The sequence below is a fragment of the Actinomadura sp. WAC 06369 genome, assembly GCF_003947565.1.
Classification (GTDB): Bacteria; Actinomycetota; Actinomycetes; order Streptosporangiales; family Streptosporangiaceae; genus Spirillospora; species Spirillospora rifamycini.
The window spans coordinates 1-14,799 of record NZ_QHJN01000033.1; the positions used below are offsets into that span (position 1 = coordinate 1).

Below are 14,799 nucleotides of genomic sequence, written 5' to 3' on the forward strand. Positions count from 1 at the left end.
GGGCGTGGGGGCGCAGGCTCACGTGGGGTTCGATCGACAGGACGCCGTCGTAGCCGTGGTCGAACAGGATGCGGAGGCACTCGGCGACGCCGGCGTCGCCCTCGCCGGGCGGGACGTAGGCGACGTCGCCGTCCGGGCCTCGCGTCGCGTCCTTCACGTGGACGTGCGCGACGTGCGGGACGATCGCGCGCAGCAGCGGCGGCGCGGGGTAGCCGTGCGGGACGCCGTTGCCGGTGTCGAACAGGAGGCGCAGGGCGGGGCTGCCGATGCCGGTGACGAGGTCGAGCATGCGGTCGGCGCGGGCGCCCGCCCAGCCGGCGCAGTTCTCGTGGGCGAGGACGAGGCCGCGGTCCTCGGCGCGGCGCGCGAGCTCGCGGAGCCGGGCGCGGACGCGGCGGCCCCATTCGGGCGCGTCCAGCCCGCCGGACGGGTACGACATGATCCGCACGAGCCGGGTGTCCAGGAGGGCGCACCGGACGGCGAGGGCGTCGAGTTCGCGGGTGTCGAGGGAGAAGTCGCCCGTGACCGGCCGCGACCAGTCGCCGATCTTGGAGGCGACGCCGGCGACCGCGACGCCGGCGGCCCGCAGCCGGTCGGCGGCGCGGCGGACGCCGTCCTCGGGGAGCCGGGCGAGGGGGACGCCGTCGAGGGTCCGCAGCTCCAGGCGGCGCCAGCCGAGGCCGGCGACGGCGGCGAGCTGGCCGCCGAGGCCGGGGGCGGCCTCGTCGCCGATGCCGGCGAGCCGGGCGTCAGCCGACACCGCGCACCTCCGGCACGGCGGTGCAGCGGCGCTTGGCCTCGGTGAGCAGCCGGACGGCGTCGACCTGGAGCGGCAGGGTCCCGTGCGGAGTCGCGGACGCGAAGCGCTCGTAGGCGGTGCGCAGGAAGGCGGGGAAGGCGTCGTCGTCGAAGGCGGTCCAGGACGTCTCGCCGCCGGGGCGCACGGTGCGGAGCTGGGCGGTGTGGTCGGCGTCGCTGCACGGGTAGTGGCCGACGAGGACGCCCGCGTCGAACTCGAGGGTGATGCGGCGTTCGCGGACGGGCGACATGAGGTCGGAGTCGATCTCGGTGCGGACGCCCGAGCGGTGCTCCAGCCGGAGCCGGGCGCGGCCGAGGCGGGGGACGCGGCGGTCGCCGATGACGAGGTCGTCCAGCGCGGCGCCGGCGACGCGGGCGCCGCCGGCGAGGTCGAGCGCGACGGCGAGGGCGTGCGGGACCTCGACGTCGAACGCGGTCGGGTGGGCGCGGGGGCCGCCGCCGGGGGCGAACCGCGGCTTGTTCTGCACGATGCGGACGCGGCGCAGGGCGCCGAACCGCCCGCCGGCGACGGCGGCGCGGAGCCGGCGGGTGAGGGCGCTGTCGAGCCAGTGGGTGGCGACGGTGATGTCGAGGTCGCGGCGGCGCCGGACGCGGGCGATCGCGGCGAGCCCGATCAGGTCCACGGCCAGGGGTTTCTCCACGATGATCGTGCGGTAGCCGAGGCCGGCGAGCCGGTCGAGCATCGCCGCCCGGACGTGCGGGGGCGTGCAGAGGTGCACGACCGTCCGCGCCGGGGGGTGCCGCCGGGCGGCTTCCTCCAGGGTGGCGGCGGTCACCGCGCGGTCGGCGCCCACCGGCGGACGGAACGGGTCGAACGCGACGATCGGCGCCGGGGCCAGCAGTCCGGGCGCGGCGGCGCGGACCTTGTCCAGCGACGGCAGGTGCAACCGGTGCCCGGCCCGGCCCATTCCGATGATGAGCGTGTGCAACATTGCAGGTCAGTGCCCTTTCCGGTGCGTTCGGGGGTCGCCTGAAGGGCGGTGGAAGGACGTGCGTCCCGGCACCGGGGCACAAGCTAATTCACGGACTGTAAACAGTCAACGACTCTTTGTTAAAGCCTGTAGACGATCAACGGTTCACCCTCTGACCTGCGATTGTTACGACAAGTGACAAAACAATTGCCAGGTGCCATGAATCGGGCGGCCCGGGGCATCACCATCGCCGTTCCCTCCGACCACGACAAAGGAGCACCATGCCCCGACCCGCACGCGCCGCCGCCGCCACCGCCCTGGCGGCCGGTCTGCTCACCGCGGCGCCCCCCGCGAGCGCCGCCCCCGCACAGCCCGAGGGGACGGTCGTCGTCTTCGTCACCGAGGGCGCGGAAATCTCATGGGCGGGCACTGAACTGCGGGAATACCCCGCGTCGTCCTCGTGCCGAGCGTTCCCGGCGGGCGCGCACGTCGTCGCCAATCACAGTGACGGGCGGCTGCTGTTCTTCACCGACCCGTGGTGCGCGGCGCCCGTCCCGCCGCCGTTCAATTTCATTCCGCCAGGTCACGGGGCCCATGTGTCCCCGACCGGCAGTTTCCGGGTCGGCTGATCCCGGGCCGGAACGCGCGGCCCCGCCCGTTCCCGGGCGGGGCCGCTCCGCGGCGTGCCCCGCGATGAGTTCGGCGGGCGCCCCCGGTCGGTACCTGGAGCCGACCGAGGAGGAACCGATGATCGACCTGACGCCCGCCGTCCGCGAGCTGGCCGCGCTCCTGGACCGCGTCCCCGACGACCGGCTCGCCGCCCCGACGCCCTGCGCGGGCTTCGACGTCGCCGCCCTCATCGACCACGTCGACGAGGCCGCGCGCGGCTTCACCGCGATGGCGGGGCGGGAGCCCGCGGCGACGGGCGGCGCCGACCGGCGGAAGGCGGCCGCGGAGCACCTGCGGGACCTCGCCGAAGCCTGGGCCGACCCGGCGGCCTGGCGGGGGGACGGCGACGCGGGCGGCGGCCTGGTGCTGCCGAACGAGACCTGGGGTCTGGTGGCGCTGACCGAGGCGGTCGTCCACGGGTGGGATCTCGCCACGGCGCTCGGCGAACCGTTCGACCTGCCCGGCGAGACGCTGCGGGCCTGCTTCGCGCACGTGGCGGCGTTCGTCCCGAACGCTCCCCTGCCGGAGCTGTGGGGCCCCGCCGTGGAGGTGCCCGAGGACGCCCCGCTGATCGACCGGATCGTCGCCGTCACCGGCCGCACGCCCTGAGGCGCGCCGTCCGCCCGAGGGGGCGGGGAACCGTGTCAGCGATCTTGCCGTCTGTTCGGTGACACGGAAAATCTGCGGGAAGGTGGGCATGAGCGTGTGGACGGCGATCCGCGCCGGCGCCGCCGCGGCGGCGGCCGCGGCGGTCCTGGTCGGCTGCGGTGCGTGGGGAGCGATGGAGACGGGCGACGCCGCCCCGGACGGCCGGAAGATCATTGTGGACGTGCCGGACGGCGGCTTCGCCGAGCCGGCGCGGTGGCCGGAGGCGTGCTCCCTGCTCACCGAGGAGGAGCTGCGCGGCATCCTGCCGGATCTGAAGCGCGTCGCCATCCGGTCGGAAGCGGGCGTGGCGGACGTCCCCGCGGCGGCCGCGGGCGGCAGCACGCTGGACGGCCGGACGGTTCCGCGGGCCAAGTGCACCTACGACATGGTGCTTCCGCTCGGGGTGGAGGGGGCCCGCACGCGGCGGGAGCCGGACAACGGGACGGGCTCGTTCTCGATCCGGCTCCTCGCGGTCGGCGCTCCCGGCCGCATGGCGAACGTCTACGAGGCCGGCCGGGACCGGGACATCCGGCCCCTCCAGGGGGTTTCCGTGGACGACTGCTACCAGACCGGCGCGCTGATCGGCGCCAAGCACCTCATCTGCCACCGGGGGCCGCTGGTGTTCGAGGTGAAGGGCGGCGACTTCGACTATGTCCGGATCGACGGCGTGAGCCACCACGAGCAGGAGTTCCCCGAGGCGGTCCGGGACCACATCCTCATCCCCGTCGTCGAGACCATCGGCGCGGACGTCTGAGCGGGCCGGGCGCTCGCCGGACGTGCGACGGCCCCGTCCCTGCGGGGTGGGACGGGGCCGCGTGCCGCGCGAACCGGGCGACGGATGGCCGCGCGGGGTCCTCTAGTCCTGCGACGCCTGCTCGGCGCCCGCGCCGGTCAGGGAGCGGACCTCGATCTCGGCGTACTTCTCCGCGTTGTGCTCCTTGCTGAGGATGGTGCCGAGCCAGCCGCAGAAGAAGCCGATCGGGATGGAGACCAGGCCCGGGTTCTCCAGCGGGAACCAGTCGAAGTCGGCGCCGGTGAACAGGGCCTTCTCCGAGCCCGACACGACCGGCGAGAAGAACACCAGGAACAGCGCCGCCCCGAGCCCGCCGTAGATCGCGGAGACGGCGCCGGCGGTGTTGAACCGCTTCCAGAACAGGCTGTACAGGATCGCGGGGAGGTTGCCGGACGCGGCGACCGCGAAGGCGAGGGCGACGAGGAACGCGACGTTGAGGCGCTGGGCGAAGATCCCGAGGACGATCGCGACGGCGCCGATGACGAACGCGGAGATGCGGGCGACGCGGACCTCGTCCCGCTCGGTGGCCTTGCCCCGCTTGAACACGTGGGCGTACAGGTCGTGGGCGAAGGACGAGGACGACGCCAGCGTGAGGCCCGCGACGACGGCGAGGATCGTCGCGAACGCGACGGCCGCGATCACCGCGAGCAGGATGGTGCCGCCGACGTCCCCGAAGACGAGTTCGCCGACGCGTTCGGCGAGCTGGGGCGCGGCCGTGTTGCCGGCCGGGTTGGCGGCGCGGATCTCGTCGCTGCCGACGAGGGCGGCGGCGCCGAAGCCGAGGACGAGGGTGATCAGGTAGAACGCGCCGATGATGCCGATGCCCCACAGGACGGACTTGCGGGCGTCGCGGGACGTCGGGACGGTGTAGAAGCGGATCAGGATGTGCGGCAGCCCGGCGGTGCCGAGGACGAGCGCGAGGCCGAGGCTGACGAGGTCGAGCTTGCCGGCGAGGCCCTGCTCCTCGGTGCCGTAGCGCAGGCCGGGCTCGAGGAACGCCTCGCTCTTGCCGCTCTGGTCGGCGGCGTCCTGCATGAGGCCGAGCACGTTGAACCCGAACTCGCCGAGCACGAGCAGCGTGACGAGGGTGGCGCCGGTCATCAGCAGGACGGCCTTGACGATCTGCACCCAGGTGGTGCCCTTCATCCCGCCGAACACGACGTAGACGATCATCAGGACGCCGACGAGCGCGATCGTCGCGCCCTTGGCGAACTCGCTGGTGAAGCCGAACAGCAGCGCGACGAGGGCGCCCGCGCCGACCATCTGCGCGAGCAGGTAGAAGATCGACACGACGATGGTGGAGACGCCGGCGGCGGTGCGGACGGGCCGGGGGCTCATCCGGAACGCGAGGACGTCGGCCATCGTGAAGCGGCCCGAGTTGCGCAGCAGCTCGGCGACGAGCAGCAGCGCGACGAGCCAGGCGACGAGGAAGCCGATCGAGTAGAGGAAGCCGTCGTAGCCGTAGAGGGCGATGAGCCCGGCGATGCCGAGGAACGACGCGGCGGACATGTAGTCGCCGCCGATGGCGAGGCCGTTCTGGACGCCGGAGAAGGAGCGGCCGCCCGCGTAGTAGTCGGTGGCGTCCTTGGTGTTGCGGCTGGCCCAGACGGTGATCGCGAGGGTGGCGGCGACGAACGTCAGGAACAGCAGGATGGACAGGGTCTCGTGGCTCATCGGGCGTCCTCCGCCTTCCCGAGGTCGTCGTCGCGGCGCGCGGCGGTCGCCTCGGCCTCGACGCCGCCGCGCACCTTGTCGGCGAGCGGGTCGAGTTTGCGTTCGGCGTGCCGCGCGTAGAACCACGCGATCGCGAACGTCGAGACGAACTGCAGCAGGCCGAAGATCAGGGCGATGTTGGCGGAGCTGAACAGCTTGACGCCCATGAAGTCGCGCGCCCAGCCGGACAGCACGACGTACAGCAGGTACCAGGCGAGGAACGCGGCGGTCATGGGGAACGCGAAGCGGCGGAATCTGCGCTTCAGTTCCTGGAACTCGTCGCTGGCCTGGAACCGTTCATAGACGGTCCCGGTGGCGCGTTTTTCGTCGGACACGACCGCCCCTCCTGTGTTGTGACGCCGGTCACGCGCAGCGTAGGGAGCGTCCCGGCCGGGTGCGAGGGGGTGCGGGGCGGGGTGCGGCGGGGTGCCGCCCGTCCGCGACGATCTACATGCGCCGTCGGTGAGCGGACGGTTTCGCGCGACGAACGGTCGGGGGCCGCGGCGGGCGGTGACCGCAGGCGGCCACGGCGGCTTCTTGATTCCAGGCGTGATACGTAATTAATTACTTACATGACCCGGCCGGCCAGGTCGGGTCTCTTCGGGGGCCGCGTGTCGGGCGCGCCGGCCGGCCAGTGATCACTTCGGGGCGCCCGGGACCGCGCGGACCGCTCACCCCACCCCTCCGGAGGGATCATGAAGCCCCTCGCCCGGATCGGCGTCCCGCTGATCGCCGCCACCGCGACCGTCGGCCTGCTGGCCACCTCCGCATCCGCCGCGACCACCACCGTCCGCCGCGACGACTCCACCGGGGCCCCCTTCTCGGGCTCCTACCAGATCACCAACGTCGGCGCCCTGACCTTCACCGGCTCCGGCTTCACCGCCTCCTGCTCCAGCGCCGACCTGCGCGGGACGATCCAGTCGGGCGGCACCGGGACCCTCGACAGCGCCGCCGTGAGCGGCTGCACCAGCAGCCTCGGCAGCGCGACCGTGTCGTTCCTCAACCTGCCCTACGACGACGGCCGGCTCACCTACGGCCCCTCGGGCGGCTACGACGGTGCGCTCGTGTTCTCCGACACCGACCTGGCCATCCGGGCGTCCTTCGGGTTCGTCAGCTGCACGTACGGGCTGGACTCGGCCCACCCGGACCTCACCTTCGACGCGCGCAACCCCGACAACGCGAACAACGTCACCGGCGAGTTCGAGGGGGTCATGGACGGCGCCTCGCTCGGCCTGAAGTCCGGCAGCTTCCTCTGCCCGAGCGACGTCACGGCCGACGGCCTGGCGAAGGCCCTGGGCAAGGTCGCCGAGACCGACACCGCCTACACCCAGACCCTGTACGTCACGTCCTGACGCACAGGCCGATCCAGCGGTCCGGGCCGTCCTCGGGCGGCCCGGACCGTCCCGCCCATCCCACCCCCGCAGAAACGGCGACACTCCGTGAACACCTCCACGATCAAGGCGCTGGCGGCGACCGCCGCGGCGACCCTCGGACTGGCCCTGCTCGCCGCCGCGCCCGCCGCGTCGGCGGCGCCCGCGGCCCCCGCCGCGCCCGCGGCGGCGCCCGTCCCCGAGTTCGACCTGCGGAACGAGTGCCCGCCGCTGCCGCCCGAGGGCGACCCCGCCACCTGGAGCTGCATGGTGATGGCGGTGGCCGGCGGCTCGATGCGGCTCGGCGGCCTCACCCAGGAGATCACCGCGCCGATGAAGATCATCGCGCAGACCGGGCCGCCCGCGGACGGCGGTCCGCACGAGCTCAAGCAGGTGACGATGGCCGCCCCGCCGATGAAGGTCCCGGGCGGGGTGCTCGGGCTGGTGGGCCTGCCGACCGTCCCGTTCCTGGAGGACGTCCCGGGCTTCAAGGTCGAGGTCGAGGCGCGGTACGCGGGCGGGTTCGCGTTCGACCTGCCGAACGCGAGCGTCCACATGCGGGTCCGCGTCATCAACCTGCTGCTCGGCGACCGGTGCTTCCTCGGCGCCGAGGACGACCCGATCGAGTTCGACATGGTCGCCGACATGTCGACGCTCCGGCTGGTGGCGCCCGGCGACCCGGCCGACCCGCTCGGCAGCCCGATGATCATCGGGGTGAGCGCCGCGGACGACGCGTTCGCGGTGCCCGCGTCCGACTGCGGCCTCTGGTCGCCGCTCATCGACTGGCAGGCCGGACTGCCGTCGCCCTCGGGCGCGAACCGCGCCGAGTTCGAGACGTACATGGCGCTCGGCACCTACAGCGGCGGGCCCGGGGCCGCCGCGGGCCTCCAGCGGCTGCGCGGGCTCGCCGGCTGACCGGCGGGCGGCCCCCGTCCCGGGCGTCCGGGGACGGGGGCCGCCGCACGCCCGCCGCGGGCGCCTCACACCCGCTTCGGACGCCACGTGCCCCGGTCGACGTTCAGCGACTCGGGCGTGTGCAGCCGCACCATCATCCGCGCGGTCCCTGGCGGCACCCGCCGCGGCGTGCACCACGACACGACGATCATCACGGCGAACGCGATCGGGACGGTCCACGCGGCGGGCTCGGCGAGCAGCGCGCCCGCGAGTCCGGCCGGCGGGGCGGTGATCGTCCAGGCGACGGCCGCGCCGGCGAGCGTCCCGCCGGTGACGAGCCCCGCGAGGGCGCCGGGGACGGTGAGCCGCCGCCACCAGACGCCGAGGACGAGCAGCGGGCAGAACGTCGACGCGGCGACGGCGAACGCGAGCCCGACGACGTCGGCGACCGACAGCGAGCGCGCCGCGAACGCGAGCGCGAGCGGGACGGTGAGCGCGAGCAGCGTCCCGGCGCGGAACGAGCGGACGCCGCCCCGCAGGATGTCCTGCGCGAGGACCCCGGCGACCGACACGGTGATGCCCGACGACGTCGACAGGAACGCGGCGACCGCGCCGCCGGTGACCAGGGCGCCGAGGAGGTCGCCGCCGAGCCCGCCGACGAGCCGTCCGGGGAGGGTGAGGACGACCGCGTCGGTGCGGCCGGTCATGAGCAGTTCGGGCGTGTAGAGGCGGCCGAGCGCCCCGTACAGGGCGGGGAACAGGTAGAACGCGCCGAGGAGCGACAGCACCATGACGGTCGTGCGGCGCGCGGCGCGCCCGTCCGGGTTGGTGTAGAAGCGGACCAGGACGTGCGGTAGCCCCATCGTTCCGAGGAACGTCGCCAAGATGAGCGAGTACGTCGCGTAAAGGGAATGGTCGCCGCCCAGGGGGATCGACCATTCGCGGTCCGTCTTCACCGGGTCGCCCTGGACGTGCGGGACGCTCGCGCCGCCGGGGAACGTCACGCTCGTCCCCTGGTCGATGCGGTGCGGGCCCGGGGCGAGGTCGAGGGCCGCGCCGTCGACCGTCCGGCCGTCGACGCGCCCGTCCGCGGTCACCCGGACGGGCTCGGTGACGTCCACGGTGACGGCCAGGCCGACGGACACGGTGGTGCGCTCGGGGAACCGCGGCGGGAGGTTCGAGGACAGGCCGGGCGCGCCGTCGTACCGCCACGCCAGCAGCAGGAACACGATCGGCACGGCGAGCGCGGTCAGCTTCAGCCAGTACTGGAACGCCTGGACGAGCGTGATGCTCCGCATGCCGCCGACCAGCACGTTCACCGCGACGACGACGGCGATGAGGACGCCGCCCGTCCACACCGGCGCGCCCGCGACCGTGCGCAGCACGAGCCCGGCGCTCTGGAACTGCGGCAGCAGGTACAGCCAGCTGATCAGCACGACGAGGACGGACGCGGCGCGGCGCACCGCCATCGACTCCAGCCGCGCCTCGGCGAAGTCGGGCAGCGTGTAGGCGCCGGAGCGGCGCAGCGGCGCCGACACCAGGACGAGCAGGACGAGGTACCCGCCGGTCCAGCCGACGGGGAGCCACAGCATGTCGGCGCCGTGCGCGAGGATCAGCCCGGCGATGCCGAGGAACGACGCGGCCGACAGGTACTCGCCGCCGATCGCGGACGCGTTCCGCAGCGGCGTCACCGTCCGGGACGCGACGTAGAAGTCGGACGTCGTGCGGGAGATCCGCACCCCGAGCGTCCCGATCAGCACGGTGGCGAGCACCACCACGACGACCCCGGCGAGCCCGTACGCGGTGCTCATGCCGGGTGCGCGGGCGGACCGGGCGGGCCGGGCGTGCCGGACGGGCCGGGCGTGCCGGACGGGCCGGGCGTGCCGGACGGGCGGGGCGTGCCGGACGGGTCGGTGGCGAGCGGGTCGCGGGTGGCGGGGTCGCGGTCGACGAGCTCGGCGAAGTCGTCCTCGTTGCGCTCGGCGAGCCGGACGTACAGCCGGCCGAGGACGACGAAGCACGGGTAGATCGCCCCGGCGAGCACGACCCACGGCAGCGGCAGCCCGAGGACCTGCTGCTCGCGCGCCTGCGGGACCAGCGCGAACAGGGCGGGCAGGCCGAACACGACGATCGCGAGGACGGCGCACAGCCGGGCCGCGAGCCGGAACTGGGCGCGCACCAGCGAGCGCATGTACGCCTCGCCGAGCCCGGTCTGCTCGTCGATCTCGCGCGTCACCGGGTACCGGGGGCGGCGCGCGGCCCGGGCCCGCGACCCGGTCACCAGCACCCGCCCCGGCGCGGGCGGCGGGCCGCCCGACGGGCCGTCCGGCGGGCCGTCCGGCGGGGGGCCGCCGGGGGTCACGGCGCCCGCCTCGCCCGCCGGACGAGCAGGTCGCGCAGCTCGCGGACGTGCCGGCGGCTCACCGGCAGCTCGGCGTCGCCGACCATGACCGTGCAGCGCCCCGAGTCGAGCCGCAGCTCCTTGATCGCCGACAGCGACACGAGGTGGCTGCGGTGCACGCGGACGAACCCGGCGCCGCGCCAGCGCTCTTTCAGCGCGGCGAGCGGGATGCGGACGAGGTGGCTGCCGCCCTGCGTGTGCAGGCGCGCGTAGTCGCCCTGGGCCTCGACGTACAGCACCTCGCCCGGGGTGACGAACCGGGTCACGCCGCCCAGTTCGACCGGCATCGGCTCGGGCTCGCCGGGGTCCGCCGCGACGTCCTCGACGCCGTCCGCGCCCTCGCTGCCCTCGATGACCCGCCGGATCGCCTCGCGCAGCCGCTCGGGCCGGACCGGCTTCAGGATGTAGTCGGTCGCCTTGATCTCGAACGCGTCCACGGCGTGGTCGTCGTAGGCGGTGACGTAGACGATGTGCGGCGCCCGCGCGAACTGCGCGAGGACGCGGCCGAGGACGGTGCCGTCCAGTCCGGGCATGCGGATGTCGAGGAACACGGCCGCGATCGGCCGGTTCTCGGCGAGCGACCGGTCGAGCCGCCGCAGCGCGGCGGCGCCGTCCCGCGCGGTGTGGATCTCACCGATCCGCGGGTCGGAGCTGAGCAGGTGCACGAGGTCGTCCAGTGCCGGACCCTCGTCGTCCACCGCCAGGACACGCAGGCCCACAACACCGTCCCTTCCTGTGCCGTGCGCCACATTCCAGTCAAAGGACGTCCGCAAGTCAAGCGCACGGCGACGTCCGGCTCGCGGCGCCCCGCCCTCCACGACACCACATGTCAGGACGTGGACGCCGTCACGCCCGGCTTGTACTTGGGCACCCGGACGGTCACCTTCGTCCCGGCGCCCGGGCCGGTCTCGACGGCGAGGCCGTACTCGTCCCCGTACACCTGGCGGAGCCGGTCGTCGACGTTGGCGAGCCCGATCCCGGCGGCCTCGTCGGCGACGGGGCGGTCGCCGCCGGACAGCAGCTGCCGCACGTCCTCGGGGTCCATGCCGATGCCGTCGTCCTCGACGCTGATGACGCAGTCGGCGCCCGCGTCCTCGGCGACGATCGTGATGAGGCCGGGCTCGGAGCGGTCCTGGAGGCCGTGCCGGACGGCGTTCTCGACGAGCGGCTGGAGGCACAGGAACGGGACGGCGACGGGCAGCACCTCCGGCGCTATCCGGAGCCGGACGCGCAGGTGGTCCCCGAACCTGGCGCGCTGCAGCAGGAGGTACTGGTCGATGGAGTGCAGCTCCTCGGCGAGGGTGGTGAAGTCGCCGTGCCGCCGGAACGAGTACCGGGTGAAGTCGGCGAACTCCAGGAGCAGTTCCCGCGCGCGCTCCGGGTCGCTGCGGACGAACGACGCGATCGTCGTCAGCGAGTTGTAGATGAAGTGCGGGGAGATCTGGGCCCGCAGCGCCCGCATCTCCGCCTCCATCAGCCGCGTGCGGGAGCGGTCGAGCTCGGCGAGTTCGAGCTGGGCGTCCACCCACTGCGCGACCTCCTCGGCGGCGCGGATGAGCCCCGCCGGGACGTCCTCCCCGTACGCGGCGAGCGTCCCGATCACCCGGTCGTCGGTGGCGAGCGGCACGACGACCACGCGGCGGATCAGGCAGTCGAGCCGCTCGCAGGCGACGTCGTGCACCTGCGTGCGCCCGTTCCCGAGCGTCACCTCGGCGTGCCCGACGACCTCGCCCGCGTGGTGGTCGGGCTCGCCGTCCCACGCGAGCAGCCGCTCCCCGTCGGTGATCGCGAGCCCGGGGCAGCCGAGCAGCGCCCGCAGGTGCCGCGCGGCCTTCTGCGCGCCCTGCTCGGTGAGGCCCGCCCGGAACGCGGGCGCGGCCCGCGACGCGGTGTGCAGCGTCTCGAACGTCGCGCGCCGCGCGGGCCCGCCGAGGTCGCCGCCCGTCCCGCGGCGGCGCCGCCACAGCAGCGCCGGCACCCACGTCAGCAGCAGGGTCGCGACCATCGCGATGACCACGCTCATGGCGCCAACCTACGCCGCGAGCCCGCCGCGCGGGGCCCGTCGCGGTCAGCCGACGTCCGCCGCCGTGTCGGGCACGGCGGGCTCCGGCTCCGGTTCGCGGGCGGGCAGGACGCCCTCGTAGACGTCCATGACGCGGTGGACGAGCCGGTCCCACGTGCGGTCGTCGACGCGGCGCCGCGCCGCCACGGTGACGGCCCGCGCCAGCGCCCGCGACTCCAGCAGCTCGCGGAGCGCGGCGGCCAGCTCGTGCGGGTTCTCCGGGGAGACGAGCAGGCCGCCGCGGCGGTGCTCGACGAGCTCGGGGACGCCGCCCGTCCGGGTCGCCACGACCGGGACGCGCGCGTGCATCGCCTCCGGCAGCACCGACCCGGTCTCCTCGCGGCGGGACGGCAGCGCCAGGACGGTCAGCTCGCGCAGCACGCGCGGGACGTAGTCGTGCGGGACGAAGCCGAGGAAGTGGGTGCGGCCGTCGATGCCCAGCCGGGACGCGAGGCGCTGGAGCCTGGACCGCTCCGGGCCGTCGCCGACGATGACGAGGTGCGCGTCCGTCGCGTCCCGCAGCAGCGCGAACGCCCGCAGCAGCACGTCCACGCCCTTGCGGCGGGTCAGCCGCCCGACGTACCCGATGCGCGGCGTGGGGATCCGTTCGGGCATGACCGGTTCGCCCAGTTCGGGGGTGCCCAGTCCGGTGCGGAACTCGGCGCCGATGCCGGACGGCACGACGTGCAGGCGCTCGTCCGGGACGCCGTCGGCCGCGAGCGCGTCCCGGGTGCTCTCGGTCAGCGCGATCACCGCGTCCGCGCGGCCGAGCCCGTGCCGTTCGAGCCGGGTGCCGAGGGCGCGGAGCGGCCCGCCGTGCGCCCGGGCGTGGACGGTCACGACGAGCGGCGCCCCCGCGTGCGCGGCGACGTGCCGCGCGACCGGCAGGACCGCCGGGTCCTCGCCGAGGTGCACGTGCACGAGGTCGGTGCCGTCCCCCAGGCCCGGGGCGCGCAGCCACGCCGCCGCCGCGTACCCCTGCCGCAGCGCCGCGACGGGGAGGCCGAGCCGGACGACGCGTCCGTGCCGGCCGAGCCGGGCGAGCGCGGGCGCGTCCGGCGGCCGGGTGGTCACGACGGTCTGCCGCACGCCGAGGCCGTCCAGGGCCCGGCTCAGTTGCGCCGCGTGGTTCTGCATGCCTCCGATGGGGTCGAACCGGACGCCGCGCCCGAGCAGGGCGGAGGGCGGGGGTTCGAACACCGAGCACAGCCGCAGGACGTGCATGGCCACCTTCCCCTTCCGGTCTTCGCAGGTCAGCCGCCCGTGACCTTCCACCGGCTCCGCCCCTGAAACCCTCGCCCGCCCCGTCCGCCCGCCGCGGCGCCGTGTTCACGGGCGGCGGCAGCGGGCAACCCGTGGCTCATGGGCGGAACGATCGAAGCCGCACTGTGGGGGTTCGTCTCCGGTTCGGCGCTGCTGCTCGGCGCGCTGGTCGGTTACGGCGTCCGGGTGCCGCGATGGGGCGTCGCGTCGGTCATGGCCTTCGGCGCCGGCGTGCTGGTCTCGGCGGTGTCGTTCGAGCTGATGGCGGAGGCTTACGACCAAGGCGGGCTGCCACCGGCGGCGATCGGGGCGGCGGCGGGCGCCGCCGCGTACACGGCGGGGAACGTGCTGCTGGCGCGCCGGGGCGCCCGGCACCGCAAGCGGTCCGGGTACGTGCGGGAGCAGCCGTCCGAGCCTCAGGTGGCGGGGTCCGGCATGGCGCTGGCGCTGGGGGCGCTGCTGGACGGCGTCCCGGAGTCGGCCGTCATCGGGGTGAGCCTGCTGGACGGCGGCTCGGTGAGCATGGTGACGGTCGTGGCCGTGTTCATCAGCAACCTCCCGGAGGGGCTGTCCAGCTCGGCCGGGATGCGGCGCGCCGGGCGCGGGAAGGGCTACGTCTTCGGCGTGTGGGGGGCCATCGCCGCCGCGAGCACCGTGTCGGCCGTCCTCGGCTACACCGTGGTCGGCGGCCTCCCCGACGGGGTGGTCGCCGCGGTGACGGCCGTCGCCGCCGGGGCGATCCTGGCGATGATCGCCGACACCATGATCCCCGAGGCGGTCGAGCGGGCGCATCTGGCCATCGGCCTCATCCTGGTCGGCGGGTTCCTGGTGTCGTTCGCCCTGTCCAACGCCTGACCGGGCGCCGGCACGGTCAGCAGGCGCCGGCGGGCGCGTCGGCGGGCGCGTCGGCGGGCGCGTCGGCGGGCGGCGGCACCGTGGCCTGCCCGGACGGCGGCACGGTGGCGGGCCGCTCGCACGGCGGGCGGACCGACAGCATCACCACGGCCAGCAGCAGCACCGCGACGGCGAGCGCGACGGACAGGACGACGACCGCCGCACCGGCGGGCCGGCCCGCCGCCGCGGGCACCGCGCGGCCCCCCGCGTCCCCCGGGTCCCCGGCGTCCTCGGCGTCCTCGCAGGTGAACGCCGTGAGCCGGCGGGCCAGGGCCGGGTCGTCCCGGGCCAGGTCCGCGTCGATGCGCCGCAGCAGCAGTTCCTCCCGCCGGGACAGTTCCATGCCCGCACCCCCGCTCCCG

At 74.9% G+C, this 14,799-nt stretch carries 16 protein-coding genes; 6 read left to right on the forward strand and 10 right to left on the reverse strand.

The window, feature by feature from the left end; all coding sequences use genetic code 11:
* Both DMH08_RS11645 and DMH08_RS11650 read right to left on the reverse strand, forming a co-directional pair.
* The coding region (locus tag DMH08_RS11645) for a sugar phosphate isomerase/epimerase family protein (protein WP_148108587.1) at positions 1-760 on the reverse strand (760 nt) is incomplete at its 3' end.
* A complete protein-coding gene (locus DMH08_RS11650) occupies positions 750-1,751 on the reverse strand; it encodes an oxidoreductase (RefSeq protein WP_125613612.1) in 1,002 nt (333 codons plus the stop codon). The genes DMH08_RS11650 and DMH08_RS11645, both read right to left, overlap by 11 nt.
* 260 nt (positions 1,752-2,011) lie before the next feature.
* Here DMH08_RS11650 and DMH08_RS11655 point away from each other — a divergent pair, with 260 nt between their 5' ends.
* The 3 genes from DMH08_RS11655 to DMH08_RS11665 all read left to right on the forward strand — a co-directional run bounded on the left by DMH08_RS11655 (position 2,012) and on the right by DMH08_RS11665 (position 3,801).
* The gene (locus tag DMH08_RS11655) at positions 2,012-2,359 is read left to right on the forward strand and encodes a hypothetical protein (protein ID WP_125613615.1); all 348 of its coding nucleotides are present in this window, start codon (positions 2,012-2,014) and stop codon (positions 2,357-2,359) included.
* A 118-nt stretch (positions 2,360-2,477) separates the two neighbouring features.
* Positions 2,478-3,008 (forward strand): TIGR03086 family metal-binding protein, encoded by a 531-nt coding sequence (locus tag DMH08_RS11660; protein WP_125613618.1) that lies wholly within the window; start codon positions 2,478-2,480, stop codon positions 3,006-3,008.
* 88 nt (positions 3,009-3,096) lie between these two features.
* Positions 3,097-3,801, forward strand: coding sequence for a hypothetical protein (locus tag DMH08_RS11665; protein ID WP_125613621.1), 705 nt, complete (start codon positions 3,097-3,099; stop codon positions 3,799-3,801).
* Positions 3,802-3,903: 102 nt separating this feature from the next.
* Here the strand turns inward: DMH08_RS11665 and DMH08_RS11670 are convergent, their stop codons facing one another.
* Complete coding sequence (locus tag DMH08_RS11670; protein WP_125613624.1) at positions 3,904-5,514, reverse strand: solute symporter family protein; 1,611 nt, start codon at positions 5,512-5,514, stop codon at positions 3,904-3,906.
* The gene (locus tag DMH08_RS11675; RefSeq protein WP_051300840.1) at positions 5,511-5,888 is read right to left on the reverse strand and encodes a DUF485 domain-containing protein; all 378 of its coding nucleotides are present in this window, start codon (positions 5,886-5,888) and stop codon (positions 5,511-5,513) included. The genes DMH08_RS11670 and DMH08_RS11675 overlap by 4 nt, the downstream gene beginning before the upstream one ends.
* 360 nt (positions 5,889-6,248) lie before the next feature.
* Here DMH08_RS11675 and DMH08_RS11680 point away from each other — a divergent pair, with 360 nt between their 5' ends.
* Both DMH08_RS11680 and DMH08_RS11685 read left to right on the forward strand, forming a co-directional pair.
* Positions 6,249-6,905: a hypothetical protein gene (locus tag DMH08_RS11680; protein WP_125613627.1), complete on the forward strand. Its 657-nt coding sequence runs from the start codon at positions 6,249-6,251 to the stop codon at positions 6,903-6,905.
* Between the two features lie 87 nt (positions 6,906-6,992).
* Positions 6,993-7,838: a hypothetical protein gene (locus DMH08_RS11685; RefSeq protein WP_125613630.1), complete on the forward strand. Its 846-nt coding sequence runs from the start codon at positions 6,993-6,995 to the stop codon at positions 7,836-7,838.
* Between the two features lie 65 nt (positions 7,839-7,903).
* Here the strand turns inward: DMH08_RS11685 and DMH08_RS11690 are convergent, their stop codons facing one another.
* The 5 genes from DMH08_RS11690 to DMH08_RS11715 form a co-directional block, all read right to left on the reverse strand.
* Positions 7,904-9,628, reverse strand: coding sequence for a sodium/solute symporter (locus DMH08_RS11690; RefSeq protein WP_026403144.1), 1,725 nt, complete (start codon positions 9,626-9,628; stop codon positions 7,904-7,906).
* Positions 9,625-10,179, reverse strand: a complete 555-nt coding sequence (locus DMH08_RS11700) for a hypothetical protein (RefSeq protein ID WP_199747746.1) — start codon at positions 10,177-10,179, stop codon at positions 9,625-9,627. Before DMH08_RS11700 ends, DMH08_RS11690 begins: the two co-directional genes overlap by 4 nt.
* Complete coding sequence (locus DMH08_RS11705; RefSeq protein WP_026403145.1) at positions 10,176-10,937, reverse strand: LytR/AlgR family response regulator transcription factor; 762 nt, start codon at positions 10,935-10,937, stop codon at positions 10,176-10,178. The genes DMH08_RS11700 and DMH08_RS11705 overlap by 4 nt, the downstream gene beginning before the upstream one ends.
* Before the next feature lie 110 nt (positions 10,938-11,047).
* Positions 11,048-12,241 (reverse strand): sensor histidine kinase, encoded by a 1,194-nt coding sequence (locus DMH08_RS11710; protein ID WP_125613633.1) that lies wholly within the window; start codon positions 12,239-12,241, stop codon positions 11,048-11,050.
* 45 nt (positions 12,242-12,286) lie between these two features.
* The gene (locus DMH08_RS11715) at positions 12,287-13,504 is read right to left on the reverse strand and encodes a glycosyltransferase family 4 protein (RefSeq protein WP_125613738.1); all 1,218 of its coding nucleotides are present in this window, start codon (positions 13,502-13,504) and stop codon (positions 12,287-12,289) included.
* Positions 13,505-13,642: 138 nt separating this feature from the next.
* On the opposite strand from DMH08_RS11715, the gene DMH08_RS11720 reads away from it, so the two are divergent.
* Positions 13,643-14,398 carry a ZIP family metal transporter gene (locus DMH08_RS11720; RefSeq protein ID WP_125613635.1) on the forward strand — a complete coding sequence of 252 codons (756 nt, stop codon included), beginning with the start codon at positions 13,643-13,645 and terminating at the stop codon, positions 14,396-14,398.
* Between the two features lie 16 nt (positions 14,399-14,414).
* On the opposite strand, the gene DMH08_RS11725 is transcribed toward DMH08_RS11720, so the two are convergent.
* Positions 14,415-14,780, reverse strand: a complete 366-nt coding sequence (locus tag DMH08_RS11725) for a DUF3040 domain-containing protein (protein ID WP_125613638.1) — start codon at positions 14,778-14,780, stop codon at positions 14,415-14,417.
* Positions 14,781-14,799 lie beyond the last annotated feature (19 nt).

What these genes read in the sequence shown, in the direction of transcription:
- DMH08_RS11650 (WP_125613612.1), bottom strand. Translation starts at nt 1,751, where the DNA reads ATGTTGCACACGCTCATCATCGGAATGGGCCGGGCCGGGCACCGGTTG.
- DMH08_RS11655 (WP_125613615.1), top strand. Translation starts at nt 2,012, where the DNA reads ATGCCCCGACCCGCACGCGCCGCCGCCGCCACCGCCCTGGCGGCCGGT.
- DMH08_RS11660 (WP_125613618.1), top strand. Translation starts at nt 2,478, where the DNA reads ATGATCGACCTGACGCCCGCCGTCCGCGAGCTGGCCGCGCTCCTGGAC.
- DMH08_RS11665 (WP_125613621.1), top strand. Translation starts at nt 3,097, where the DNA reads ATGAGCGTGTGGACGGCGATCCGCGCCGGCGCCGCCGCGGCGGCGGCC.
- DMH08_RS11670 (WP_125613624.1), bottom strand. Translation starts at nt 5,514, where the DNA reads ATGAGCCACGAGACCCTGTCCATCCTGCTGTTCCTGACGTTCGTCGCC.
- DMH08_RS11680 (WP_125613627.1), top strand. Translation starts at nt 6,249, where the DNA reads ATGAAGCCCCTCGCCCGGATCGGCGTCCCGCTGATCGCCGCCACCGCG.
- DMH08_RS11690 (WP_026403144.1), bottom strand. Translation starts at nt 9,628, where the DNA reads ATGAGCACCGCGTACGGGCTCGCCGGGGTCGTCGTGGTGGTGCTCGCC.
- DMH08_RS11710 (WP_125613633.1), bottom strand. Translation starts at nt 12,241, where the DNA reads ATGAGCGTGGTCATCGCGATGGTCGCGACCCTGCTGCTGACGTGGGTG.
- DMH08_RS11715 (WP_125613738.1), bottom strand. Translation starts at nt 13,504, where the DNA reads ATGCACGTCCTGCGGCTGTGCTCGGTGTTCGAACCCCCGCCCTCCGCC.
- DMH08_RS11720 (WP_125613635.1), top strand. Translation starts at nt 13,643, where the DNA reads ATGGGCGGAACGATCGAAGCCGCACTGTGGGGGTTCGTCTCCGGTTCG.
- DMH08_RS11725 (WP_125613638.1), bottom strand. Translation starts at nt 14,780, where the DNA reads ATGGAACTGTCCCGGCGGGAGGAACTGCTGCTGCGGCGCATCGACGCG.